Consider the following 12,253-nt stretch of genomic DNA (forward strand, 5'->3'; position numbering starts at 1 on the left):
CCCTTCCGGGTCTTTAAGACCTGGAAGGTTTTCAAAAGCCTTATTACCACCAGGTTTCCGCCTGAACACCCAAATTCCAACCTTCGGTATCTGTGGCATAACTTTCACCACCAACTTGTCCACGAAAACTCTCCGACCAGGTGGCATAAGTACCATAAATGCGTAGCACCGGGCGTTGCCAGAATCCTGCTTGATGCGCCAACTCCCCTGCCAGGGTGAATTTGCGCACAGAACCCTGAATATCCTTGCTATGGTCAGTCACCCGATCATAACCCGCTTCCAGCAGCAGACGAAAATGTTTACTGACAAACCACATTGGGCGTGCGCCAAGGCTTATCCAGGTTTGATCAGTACCATCAAATTCCCGATGCTCACGTCTTTCATAAACGCCCGCAACCATTATCGCCCAGCGTTTGCCATCAATCAGAAAATGGTCTGTCAGACGTAAAGTTGCTGCTTTTTCCAAGGCTGCTTTATTGGCTTCATCCAACAGCAAACCCAGCGCGGCTTCTTTTTCAAAAGGCCAGGAGCCTGCCTGACGTGAAGAACCGCGTCCGTATTGTAAGGTGAATTTATTATAACCCCAGGACTGAGTCTGTTTATGCGTCACACCTAAAGCCCAGCCATTGGCACCGCTGAGTTTGAGCTGTTTAACTGTTTCATCGCTGGTACGGGTCGCATACAGTGTCTCATCAGCAATACGGGTATAGTTTGCAAACAGCATGAGCTTGCCATCAGGATTCACCTTGATATTCTTTAAGCGAAAGTCATGACTCTGCTGATGTGCCTGCTGACGGAGATGAAAATCATCGACTATGGGTGTTGTCTTATCGCGTAGATAAAAATAAGCTAATTGACCGATACCCAGATCAAGATTATCAAAGCCAAAACCATCACCTATCATTTTATAAAAAAAGTAATCAGCGATATGAATATCGCGACGGTCATAACGACGCCGCCCTATCCAGACACTGAAATTCCCCAAATCAGCATTGAGTTGGCCCACTTCAAAAAAGAAATCACTGACACCTTTATAATCAATTCCCTGCTCATCTTTGCCATGAAATAATAAACGGGTTTCCAGATGTACATACGGGCCTTTTTTCAGCTTATCCAGGTAATACCTGTCGTAAACGTCAACATCCATCCAGTTTTCACATTCATTACCCAGTCGATATTTACTGCCTGCACCGGGGGCCGCAAAGCAGGATTTAGTATCTCCTGATGAAGTGCCTGCACCTAATCGGAAATAGCCACGGCTACCGATTTCATGATTACCAATATTGGTTTGTACTGCGCTATAGGCCGTTATAGGAATATAACTTCCCATTAATATCAATATGCTGATGATAAGTTGTTGCAATTTCATGTCATTCCCCTGTTGCAAAAGTTAAATACCAGCGAAGGTCAGCAAAAGCACTTGATCATTAAGCCATTATTCAGAAAGTTTTAAAAAAAAGTAAATTAGTGATTGCTAATATTCTTAAGTTGTACTAGAATGACATCCGTCGCTTGGGAAAATGTGGAAATAAAGCAAAACTCAAGTTACACCACCGATAGTTTATTTGTTGTTTTTTTTATTAAAAACCTTTTGGAGATATTATTATGAAAATTAAAGCACTGGCTCTGTCTGCTGTTATCGCTCTGTCTGCTACTTCCGCTCAAGCTTTCTGGGGTGGTCCAGGTTACGGTGGTGGCCCTTGGAGCAACATGTGGGATAATAATGCTTTTGGTGACGGTTTTGGTGACTTCAACATGAACATGAATGCTCGTGGTAGCGGTTATGGTCGTGGTTATAATCGTGGTTATGGTTACGGTGGCTATCCTTATGGTGGTTATGGCGCTCCTTACGGTGGTTATGGCGCTCCTTATGGTTATGGCGCTCCTTATGGTGCAGTACCTCCAATGGCTCCAATGGCACCAGCCGCTCCAGCAGCAGTTGCTAAATAATCTGAATTATCAGATTAATAATCACAGTTTTACTGTAGATTAAAAAAACGGAAACGGCAACTGCCGTTTCCGTTTTTTTTGTTCAGAAAAAAATTAGATTTAAATTTAAAGTGTTGAGCGTTGTATCAAACAGCTATAGATTTCCCGGCTGCTTTGCTCTCGATGCAGCTGCCAGGTATCCGGCCAGGATGTTGGCAAAACCGCCTGTAATTCCTGTTCCATTTCCAGATAAATCTGTGCCTGGGGTTTCAGCCAGCCGTCTTGTTCTAATAGCGTGCAGGTTTTTTCCAGTAATTGCTGATGAAAGGGGGGATCGAGAAACACCAGATCAAAGGGGGTTGCTGGTTTCTGATTTAGATAATCCAGTGCATTTTGATGATGCACAAACAGTTCTCGTCCTGTTGTATTGGCTGGATTCAAATGATTGATATGCTGTTGTAGCTGTTTTGCCAGGATGGGTGATTGCTCAATCAAGGTTACTTGCGCTGCGCCGCGAGAGGCGGCTTCCAGACCTAAGGCACCACTGCCTGCAAAAGCATCCAGGCAAACAGCACCTGGCAGGCTGGGCATTAACCAGTTAAACAAGGTTTCGCGTAGACGATCCGGGGTTGGACGTAATCCCGGCAGCTTGGGTACTGCCAGTTTACGCCCCCGCCACAAACCGGCAATAATGCGAACGCTGCCGGTTGTGGTACGTGAGGAGGCTGTGGTTTTAGTTTTACGTTTTTTTAAACTCAAGTTTCCAGCTTACCGCAACAACGTTTATATTTTTTGCCACTACCACAAGGACAAGGCTCGTTGCGCCCCACTTTACGACTACTGCGAACAAAGGGCTGATGTGCTTCAGACTGTTCCGGTGCTGCTTGCTGGTGAGCCAGCGCGGTGGCGGCTGCCATCGCTTCCGGGCTAAGTTCGCCACCCATTTCCGCAGCATCGGCATGTTGAAACTGCATTTCTGGTTGCTGCTGCAAACGTGCTTCCATTGCCAGTAAATCGGCCTGCATTTGATCAGCCGCTTTCAGCAATTCAGCCGTTGCGGTGTGTAAAACGCTCTCTTTGATTTGTCCGAGCATGGCCTGGAACATTTCAAACGCTTCACGTTTATATTCCTGCTTGGGATTTTTCTGCGCATAGCCCCGCAAATGAATACTTTGCCGTAAATAATCCATCGCCGCCAGATGCTCTTTCCAGCTCTGATCCAAAACCTGTAACATCAAGGTTTTTTCATAATTACGCACATTGTCTTCACCAATAGCCTGGGTGCGTCGGGTGTAATTATCAACAATTTCTTTTTCAATTCTTTCGCGCAGGGTTGCTTCGTAAAGCTCGTGATCCGCATCCAGCCATTTTTGTATGGCTAATTTCTGCTGATATTCTTTTTCCAGCAAGGCTTCCAGGCCGGAAATATCCCACATTTCATCCGGTGTGCCTGGTGTAATATATTGATCAATATGCTCATTTAATACACTGTGACGAACCGAATCGATAATATCATCCACCCGTTCAGCGTCCATGATTTCATTACGTTGCTGATACACGACTTTACGCTGGTCATTGGCAACATCATCATATTCCAGCAACTGCTTACGAATATCGAAGTTGCGCCCTTCCACTTTGCGCTGGGCATTTTCAATGGAGCGTGACACCCATTTGTGTTCAATGGCCTCGCCTTTTTCCATGCCCAGTTTTTGCATCATACCTGCCATGCGCTCTGAAGCAAAAATACGCATCAAAGAATCTTCCAGTGACAGATAAAAACGGCTGGAACCAGGGTCACCCTGACGCCCTGAACGACCACGTAACTGGTTATCAATACGCCGGGACTCATGGCGTTCGGTACCGATAATATGCAAACCACCGGCTTCCAGCACTTTTTTATGCCGTGCTTTCCAGGCTTCTGTGAGTTGTTCTATGGTTGCTTCATCAGGATTATCCAGGGCTTTAATCTCAGCCTCTAAATTACCGCCCAGAACAATATCCGTACCACGGCCTGCCATATTGGTGGCAATCGTAATCGTACCGGCAGTACCGGCTTGCGCTACGATTTCTGCTTCTTTTTCATGGAACTTAGCATTCAGCACTTGATGTTGAATTTGTTCTTTTTGTAATAAGCCTGAAACCAGCTCTGAGGTATCGATAGATGCGGTACCGACCAGCGCAGGCTGCCCGCGTTTAATACAGTCTTTAATATCGTCAATAATTGCCGTATATTTTTCTTCTGCGCTAAGATAAACCAAATCCCCCATATCTTTACGAACCATGGGTCTATGGGTGGGCAATACCACCACTTCCAGCTTATAAATCTGCTGAAATTCAAAAGCTTCGGTATCTGCGGTACCGGTCATGCCGGAGAGTTTGTTATACAGGCGGAAATAGTTCTGGAAAGTAATGGAAGCCAGAGTCTGGTTTTCGTTCTGAATCTTGACGCCTTCTTTGGCCTCCACCGCCTGGTGCAAACCTTCTGACCAACGCCGCCCCGCCATGGTGCGCCCGGTGAATTCATCAACAATAACGATTTCACCATTTTGTACAATATAATCAACATTGCGCTCAAACAAAACATTAGCGCGTAATGCTGCATGCACATGGTGCATCAACATAATATTTTTATTGTCGTACAGGCTTTCGTTTTCTTTTAACAGCCCCATTTCCAACAGCATGTCTTCAACATGCTGGTGGCCTTCATCACTGAGTATGGCCTGTTTATTTTTTTCATCAACGCCATAATCACCGGGTGGATCTTCTTCATCCTTTTCTGGCAGGTGATCCTGTTTTTTCAGTTTCGGAATCAGTTTGTTAATCTTGGTATAAAGTTCGGAATTATCGTCGGTAGGCCCGGAAATAATCAGCGGCGTGCGCGCCTCATCAATCAGGATGGAATCTACTTCATCGATGACGGCATATTCGAGATCGCGTTGCACCCGGTCACTGCCCTGAAAGGCCATGTTGTCGCGCAAATAATCAAAACCAAATTCATTATTGGTGCCATAGGTAATATCGGCGGCATAGGCGGCTTTACGTTGCTCGGGGGCCAAATCGGCAACAATAACGCCGGTTGTTAATCCCAGAAAGCTGTAAATTTTCCCCATCCACTCGGAGTCACGTTTAGCCAGATAGTCGTTGACCGTGATGACATGCACACCTTTTCCAGGCAGGGCATTCAGATAAGTAGCCAGCGTTGCTACCAGCGTTTTTCCTTCACCGGTGCGCATTTCAGAAATTTTGCCAGAATGCAGTACCATACCGCCGAGCATCTGCTCATCAAAATGGCGCATATTCAATACGCGTTTACCCGCTTCCCGGGTCACGGCAAATGCCTCAGGCAGTAAGTCATTCAGGGTTTCCCCCTGACTCAGGCGCTTGCGAAACTCATTGGTTTTTTCACGTAATGCCGCGTCATCCAGCGCCGTCAGCGCAGGTTCCAGCTCATTGATTTTTGCAATGTTTTTGTACAGTTGTTTAATGAGACGCTCATTGCGACTGCCAAAGACTTTTCTGAGAACATTTTTGAACATAAGCTTTAGGGGTATTTTAGTTTAGGGAATAAAAAATCCGTTATTATATACGCTCAGCGTATCAAAATCCGGTTTTTTACAGCTTGTTAAGGAATGGGAATTAAATAACTGGCACAGTTGACGCAGGATTTTTGTTCGCATAGAAACAGGAGCCACTGCGTAATTTCCCTTAGATGTGGGGATAAAATTAAGGAATTCCATGTTCATGCAAAATATTTCAAATCTTTTTCAACATCAAAGCCGCCTGCAAGCGTTGCTTAATCAAAGTCGCTATTTGAGAAAACTCGATATTTATTTGCAACAATGCCTGCCGGCACCGTTAAATGCCCATGTCTGGCTGGCCAATGTCCGTCAAGGCACGTTGTATCTACATGCTGATGCCCCGGTTTGGGGGAGTCGTCTGCGCATGTTCGGCCCACAATTGCTGCAATGCTGGCAACGGGATCAACGTTTGCCGCAGGTCTCCACCTTGCGCATAAAGGTACGACAGCCCCCGCAAAATCTAAATAAAGATATTCCATTTACCCCGCATATCCTGTCAGAATCCGCCGCTGAAATATTACATACACAGGCGGAATATACTGAATATCTGCCACTGCGTGAGGCTTTATTGCGTTTATCAGGAAAAGAGGGGGAAATGTAACAACTACTCAGCTATTATTTGATTTTGGAAAGAAGCGCGGGGTTGATAACGAGATTTCTTACGCCATGCGCATGATCTTCATTAAAGACATTTCCTTTGCACCACTCGCCAACGCTTGCAATATTGACCTTGGCAACTTTGGGGCGAACGCTCCAGCTTACTTGAAAAGGCGATCCGGCCTCGTTGTAACTAGGGCCTGTCGTTGAACCTGCATATTGAACAGGGGTTCCGGTATCATTGGGAATATTTGAGGCCTGGTATACCCCATTTTTCTGCTCATGTTTGGTTAACGCCGCAAAACTAAGGGCATTGTTGTCATTAACCAGAACGTATACCTGAGTTTCTACACGCAATTGAGGATTCTTGTTCGAGTCGCTCAAACAAGAACCCAAAGTAGGACCAGGCTTTATTGCTGCGGTTGAATGGACATAATGAACTTCAATGGTGTCACCGGGATAAAGACTTCCATGCTTGCTGGGGCAAACCTCATGGTCAATGGTTGCCAGTTCAGTATCGCTTAGATGACCAGAATACTGATAACCACTCAGATAGCCGTGACCATCCCCATTACCGGCATACTTGGTGAATTCTCCTCCCGCATGTTCAGCATTCTTATGAAAATGAATATTGCATAGATTCATCTGCTCATACGCAGGTGCCGGGTTGAATTTAATATTGTTATTTCCTGCTACTGAGTCAATATCGCGTGGTGACTGAGGGCCAAATCCTTTGTTTTCGGTGTTCTTTGCAAGACTATGGCGCTGATGTGCGATAACTTGATCGCTTACTTGACCATGAGCACCAGAATGAGTATCTTTCGCAGTTACGTTAAATGGTATTGATGTCGCTGCTGCCAGTAGTAAAAGTGCATTAGATTTCATCTTGTTACCTCTATATTAATTGGTGGTTGAATTAGCCGTCACCAAACACTCAGCCAGTTCTTTTTGCAAACGCTGATGTATCTTCAAATTACCGGCCAGAATATCACCGGAATCAAAATAATCTTCGCCGCCTTTCATATCCGTTACCATACCGCCCGCTTCTTTAATGAGTAAGGCACCGGCGGCAATATCCCAGGGTTGCAGATGAAATTCCCAGAAGCCATCAAGCCGACCTGCCGCGATATAAGCCAGATCCAATGCCGCAGAACCCGCTCTGCGCACACCGGAAGAGTTCGGAAATAAGCGCCGAAACGTCTCCAGATAAATCTCCAGATAACGCTCTTCGCGAAATGGAAAACCGGTGCCTAACAAGGCATATCTTAATTGATTAACCTGGCTGACACGTATCCGCCGATTATTCAGAAAAGCGCCACGTCCCAGCGTTGCGGTGAATAATTCTTCCGTCATTGGGTTATAAACGACCGCCTGTTCCAGTTTGCCGCGAAATTTCAGTGCAATAGACACCGCAAATTGCGGATGTCCATGCAGAAAATTGGTTGTGCCATCGAGTGGATCAATAATCCACTGATGCAGAGTTTTACCTTCCTTAATACCACTTTCTTCAGCCAGAATGCCGTGATCAGGATAAGCCTGCAATAAGGTTTCAATAATGGTTTTTTCCGCATTACGATCCACCTCGCTGACAAAATCATTAGTGCCTTTGGCTTCAATTGATAGACCATCAAGATGATCCATCGCGCGTACAATTTGATTACCTGCACGGCGCGCAGCTTTAATAGCCGTATTCAGCATGGGATGTATTGCCATGAATGTTGATTCCTTTAATTAGGGTTATGCAAAAACTGCTTTTTGCTCCACACTACCATGAATTTCTTAATGTGTGCGGTTAATAATAAATTCAGCCAGCCAACGCAAAGGGTCTGCGCGTTGATCAAAACCAGATAGCGCGTCCAATGCGCTGTGTAACAATTCATCGGCACGTTTTTTCGCTTCCCCCAGTCCCAGTAAATCAGGGTAGGTGGGTTTATTTAAGGCCTTATCCGCGCCTTGTCTTTTGCCCAGGGTTTGTGTATTGGCTTCAATATCCAGAATATCATCACGAATCTGAAACGCCAATCCAATACAATGCGCATAACGCTCTAGCTGTTTAAAAGCCCCCGCTGGCAAATCTTTGCAAGCTAAAGCCCCCAGACAAACACTGGCACGAATCAAAGCCCCGGTTTTATGGATATGCATATTTTCCAGTTGCGCGAGATTCAGATTTTCCCCCACCGCTTCCATATCAATCACTTGTCCACCCACCATGCCGCGCGAGCCGCTTGCCAAGCTCAATGTTGCCAACATTTGCAGACGTTGTTCACTGGATAAGCCGCTGTCATCTTCCTCCATATCTCGGCTCAATACCTGAAATGCCAATGTTTGCAGCGCATCACCAGTCAGTACCGCCATCGCCTCACCAAAGGCAATATGACAGGTGGGTTTACCTCTGCGCAAATCATCATCATCCATGCAGGGCAAATCATCATGCACCAGCGAATAAGCATGTATCAATTCCACTGCGCAGGCAGGCGCGTCCAGGTTTTCAGGTTTTGCACCAAAAGCCTGCCCGGTCAGATACACCAATAATGCGCGCACCCGCTTACCGCCGCCTAATACCGCATAAGCCATGGCTTCATGCAGGTGTGCCGGTTGTATACCGGGTTTGGGCAAGCGTTCTGTCAGCGCACGTTCAACGCGCTGACGGTATTTAGTCATCAGATTTTGCAACAGCATCCGGTTCTACCTTATCAAACTGTGTATCAGGATTTAGCGGGAAAGTTTGCATGTGATCATTAATTAAAATTTCAACTTTCTGCTCGGCATCATTCAAAGCCTGCTGGCTTTGCCTGGTTAATTGAATACCGCGTTCAAATAGTTTCAAGGATTCTTCCAGACTCAAATCACCTGATTCCATTTTAGTGACTAAAGTTTCCAAATCCCTGAGTGATTTTTCCAGGTTAATTGCACGTTTTGGCATATTATATTTCCTGATTTTTTACTTGTTACATAAGATTACCATCACTTACCATTTTGAGCATAGCAGGAAACAGCCTGGTTAGTCAGGCAGATAAAGCAGCCAAACCGCCTTACCTGATATTCAGGAAGCTGGCGCTTCCAAGACAGGCATTCCCAACGAGGACGTTGGGAACGAGGAAAAGTATGTTCATCATTATCCGCTTAAATTTTAAAATGTATCAGCTAACAGATAATTTTCTGCCGAAAAGCTTTAATCGCTTTATTTCGCCCTTCAACTTTACTTTTTTCCAGATAATGCGGAATCATCTGTTGCATGTCAAAGTCAGGGAATTGCCGACTCTTGTCGGATAACTGATAACAGCCATCAACTAAAACAAATATCTTTAAGTCCTCGCCATTATAGCGCCAAAGCTCGGGGACACCGAGTTTTTCATAATTATCAAAATGCGAGCGATGGGTAATATCAATCTCAATCGCTAAATCCGGCGGTGGGTCAATATTCAGGTCAATGCGGCTTTTACCCCGTATCTGCGCTTCATGCTGGATATAAAAACATTCATCCGGCGCCACCGCTTTTTTAGCTTTGGGGCTTTTCAGGGTTGTGGAACCCAAGGCTCTGAACTCAATATCCAATTCTTCGAGTAAGACTTCAATTAAATTACCAATAATGGTTTTGTCATCTTCATGCACTGCGAGCGGTGACATCAGTTCCAACCAACCTTGACTGTAAGAAATACGTGAATGACTACCGATTTGGTTGGATTCCTCCAGTATATTTTCCAGCGTTTGCCAGTCTATATCTTTTAATAAAACCTGATGCCCTGGTGGAACGACAATTTGTGATAATGTGAGTTGCATATTGCCACCTCAAATAATTTTCAAACACCTCACGGATAACACTCCTTCAAGGGGTGTTATCCGTGAAGTTATACCTGAAAGCCTAAAATTATTTTTCTTTTTGTGTCACCAAACTACCGCCGTTAGCTTCAATTTCCTGCAACCACTTCGGTTGATAATCCTGCCAGTTCCAGGTGTCGTTGGCATAGGCTTCAGTATCAAATGATTTCAGCATCGGCGGTGGGCCATACCATTCAGTAAGAATAAACGGCTCCTGATCCGGTGCGCCTTCAAAATACAGTCCAAACATTTCATGAATATCACGCTCAAAAAATGCAGCAGGGGTATGAATATCATGCACCGACACATAACGCCCCGGTTTTTTAGGAATCAGAATATGCGCGGAAACCAGGGTTTTAACCTGATATGACCACAAGTGATAAACCAGCTCAAACTCATTGCTTTCATCCCAATCCACGCAGGAAATCGCAGACAGATGAATATAACCGGCGCGGCCTTTCAGTAATTCGAGGAAAGCAGGCAGCGCATCAGCTTGTAAATTGATTTTCAAACGCCTGGGGCTGGTTTCCGTGATATGCAGATTCGGCAACTCCTGAAAAGCCGCTTGCAGCGACTCCGGCAAAGATTCTAGTGATGCTGAAGCATTCATAGCTATTTACTCTTGATATTGCAGGGCAGTATTGGTTTTGGCGTTGGTTACATAAGCAGAGGCGAATTTTTCCAGCAAAGCCGTATGCTCACCTTCGGTATGTTCACCCAGCATATTATAGTGTTTGGCTTCCGCAATCACATCCGTAGGCGTATGCCAATCCGGGCCAAATAATGCCTGCTGATTGCCTAAATACTGATCATAACGACGATAATAATCCTGCCATGCGTTACCCTCGCCACGATCAATTTGCTTGATCAACTGTAAAAAACCTTGTTGTATGGCTTCCGGGCGCGGCATACAACCTGCGATATAAAGATCCACCGGCAGATATTCCTGCAAGCGTTTAACCGTGGCATAGCTGTTCCAATACATGCCGCCATTAATGGTGCAAGAACCCATGCCGATGACATATTTAGGCCCCTGCATTTGCTCGTAAGTGAGAATAACCCGTTTCAGTGTTTTAGTTGATAAATAACCGGTAATCAGCAGAATATCAGCCTGCCTTGGCGTGACCATCGGTTGTATGCCCAGGCGCTCGGAATCAAAGCGCGAGGTGATAGTGGGCGGCAGTTCAATTGCGCCACAGCCCGTGCAATAATGCAAAATAAACAAAGAACGCGCACGGCAATGATCGGCGAAACGATCAATCACCTTACCCAGCAAACTACGTTCTTGTTTATCAATTTCCCGACAAGCAACATCCGTATCGGGATTGTGTTCAGCCGTTACCGGAATAACTTTCTGTGACATGCGGTGAACTCCTGCTGTTGCGCCGTTGTTGTTTTCAGGCGTAAAGCGCTTAAAAGGCACGGGTAAAGGATGCGAAGTGTGGGATACAATGCAATTCTAGCAAATGTTTGTTAATTGGCAACTGAATTTATCTGCCTTATATCGAACACATGCTGAATTTGCTACGCTTGCACTTACGTAACACCCGTGAAACAAGAGCTATGAAATGACTACGGAAGCAGAAAAAATAGCACTGTATATCGAAGCCAATGCAGACAACGCTGCGCCAGACAAAGATAGGGTGGATACGGGTTATGAAGCAACTGGTTTTGTAGGGAAATCGCATCAAATTTACTGCATAGTCAATATCTTAAATAGATAGTCTTGATCAAGAGCAGCTTTAAGGTAACCATTCAGACCCCCTCCACCTGAGCGGCAGGCAAAGCCGGAGCGCTTCTCCCTGCTCGCCGCTCTCCAATAACCTTTTCCAGATAACGCCAAGGAGAAACATCTCGCTTACGGCAGGTATCAATCACCGATGCCAACACCGCAAACACGCGAGTTCCTACCTCCGTTTGAGTACCATAGGTAATTTTGCGCATAATCACCCAGTGCCGTAACGCGTGTTCGGCCTCATTATCAAAAATTAGCAGACAGCCAATAAATTAAAAAAATAAAACTACACTATCGTTCTAATTTCCTCAGCCAGGTCAAATTATAAAATTCAGAGATAAACCAGGAAAAACAGCCCGATTATATGAAAAAAACCAAAAATCAGCCATAACCTACCTATGGCAGGCTATTTGGTGCCATAAATATAACTTAATGAGAAATGAAAATATCAGCTATTGGTATAACAACCGGGCAGCACTTTGCCCCTTAAACCATTTCTGTCCCTGCCTTTCAGTTTCTTCCAGTAAATGCCGCATAATGCCAACAACCTTATAAAAATGATTACCATAATGTTGTATGCCATCTATCCAGTTAT

At 45.2% G+C, this 12,253-nt stretch carries 13 protein-coding genes and 1 pseudogene; 3 read left to right on the forward strand and 11 right to left on the reverse strand.

Going from position 1 to position 12,253, the window contains the following annotated elements:
• Positions 1 to 43: 43 nt before the first annotated feature.
• The gene (locus QUF61_RS09000) at positions 44 to 1,369 is read right to left on the reverse strand and encodes a maltoporin (protein ID WP_289681382.1); all 1,326 of its coding nucleotides are present in this window, start codon (positions 1,367 to 1,369) and stop codon (positions 44 to 46) included.
• A 236-nt stretch (positions 1,370 to 1,605) separates the two neighbouring features.
• On the opposite strand from QUF61_RS09000, the gene QUF61_RS09005 reads away from it, so the two are divergent.
• Complete coding sequence (locus tag QUF61_RS09005; RefSeq protein WP_103922422.1) at positions 1,606 to 1,950, forward strand: sulfur globule family protein; 345 nt, start codon at positions 1,606 to 1,608, stop codon at positions 1,948 to 1,950.
• A 105-nt stretch (positions 1,951 to 2,055) separates the two neighbouring features.
• Here QUF61_RS09005 and rsmD read toward each other — a convergent pair whose 3' ends face one another.
• Both rsmD and secA read right to left on the reverse strand, forming a co-directional pair.
• Positions 2,056 to 2,688 (reverse strand): 16S rRNA (guanine(966)-N(2))-methyltransferase RsmD, encoded by a 633-nt coding sequence (gene rsmD / locus QUF61_RS09010; protein ID WP_289681383.1) that lies wholly within the window; start codon positions 2,686 to 2,688, stop codon positions 2,056 to 2,058.
• Positions 2,685 to 5,465 (reverse strand): preprotein translocase subunit SecA, encoded by a 2,781-nt coding sequence (gene secA / locus QUF61_RS09015; protein WP_103919860.1) that lies wholly within the window; start codon positions 5,463 to 5,465, stop codon positions 2,685 to 2,687. The genes rsmD and secA overlap by 4 nt, the downstream gene beginning before the upstream one ends.
• A 205-nt stretch (positions 5,466 to 5,670) precedes the next feature.
• On the opposite strand from secA, the gene QUF61_RS09020 reads away from it, so the two are divergent.
• Positions 5,671 to 6,108 carry a DciA family protein gene (locus QUF61_RS09020; RefSeq protein ID WP_177428400.1) on the forward strand — a complete coding sequence of 146 codons (438 nt, stop codon included), beginning with the start codon at positions 5,671 to 5,673 and terminating at the stop codon, positions 6,106 to 6,108.
• A gap of 14 nt (positions 6,109 to 6,122) precedes the next feature.
• On the opposite strand, the gene QUF61_RS09025 is transcribed toward QUF61_RS09020, so the two are convergent.
• The 7 genes from QUF61_RS09025 to QUF61_RS09055 all read right to left on the reverse strand — a co-directional run bounded on the left by QUF61_RS09025 (position 6,123) and on the right by QUF61_RS09055 (position 11,286).
• Positions 6,123 to 6,989: a delta-class carbonic anhydrase gene (locus QUF61_RS09025; protein ID WP_103919862.1), complete on the reverse strand. Its 867-nt coding sequence runs from the start codon at positions 6,987 to 6,989 to the stop codon at positions 6,123 to 6,125.
• 15 nt (positions 6,990 to 7,004) lie between these two features.
• On the reverse strand, positions 7,005 to 7,817 hold the full coding sequence (locus QUF61_RS09030; RefSeq protein WP_306438042.1) for an inositol monophosphatase family protein: 813 nt from the start codon (positions 7,815 to 7,817) through the stop codon (positions 7,005 to 7,007).
• A 66-nt stretch (positions 7,818 to 7,883) separates the two neighbouring features.
• On the reverse strand, positions 7,884 to 8,783 hold the full coding sequence (gene ispA, locus QUF61_RS09035; RefSeq protein WP_289681384.1) for a (2E,6E)-farnesyl diphosphate synthase: 900 nt from the start codon (positions 8,781 to 8,783) through the stop codon (positions 7,884 to 7,886).
• The gene (locus tag QUF61_RS09040; protein ID WP_103919864.1) at positions 8,758 to 9,027 is read right to left on the reverse strand and encodes an exodeoxyribonuclease VII small subunit; all 270 of its coding nucleotides are present in this window, start codon (positions 9,025 to 9,027) and stop codon (positions 8,758 to 8,760) included. The genes ispA and QUF61_RS09040 overlap by 26 nt, the downstream gene beginning before the upstream one ends.
• 221 nt (positions 9,028 to 9,248) lie before the next feature.
• The gene (locus tag QUF61_RS09045) at positions 9,249 to 9,884 is read right to left on the reverse strand and encodes a Uma2 family endonuclease (protein WP_289681385.1); all 636 of its coding nucleotides are present in this window, start codon (positions 9,882 to 9,884) and stop codon (positions 9,249 to 9,251) included.
• An 88-nt stretch (positions 9,885 to 9,972) separates the two neighbouring features.
• The gene (locus tag QUF61_RS09050; RefSeq protein WP_289681386.1) at positions 9,973 to 10,533 is read right to left on the reverse strand and encodes an NADH-quinone oxidoreductase subunit C; all 561 of its coding nucleotides are present in this window, start codon (positions 10,531 to 10,533) and stop codon (positions 9,973 to 9,975) included.
• Between the two features lie 6 nt (positions 10,534 to 10,539).
• Positions 10,540 to 11,286, reverse strand: coding sequence for an NADH-quinone oxidoreductase subunit B (locus QUF61_RS09055; protein ID WP_103919867.1), 747 nt, complete (start codon positions 11,284 to 11,286; stop codon positions 10,540 to 10,542).
• A 205-nt stretch (positions 11,287 to 11,491) separates the two neighbouring features.
• Between QUF61_RS09055 and QUF61_RS09060 the strand changes: the two genes are divergently transcribed.
• A complete protein-coding gene (locus QUF61_RS09060) occupies positions 11,492 to 11,647 on the forward strand; it encodes a hypothetical protein (RefSeq protein ID WP_289681387.1) in 156 nt (51 codons plus the stop codon).
• Between the two features lie 31 nt (positions 11,648 to 11,678).
• On the opposite strand, the pseudogene QUF61_RS09065 reads toward QUF61_RS09060, so the two are convergent.
• A pseudogene (locus tag QUF61_RS09065) lies at positions 11,679 to 11,918 on the reverse strand (IS66 family transposase); the annotation flags it as partial.
• Between the last annotated feature and the right edge of the window lie 335 nt (positions 11,919 to 12,253).

This window comes from Candidatus Venteria ishoeyi, from assembly GCF_030378065.1.
Lineage (GTDB): Bacteria > Pseudomonadota > Gammaproteobacteria > Beggiatoales > Beggiatoaceae > Venteria > Venteria ishoeyi.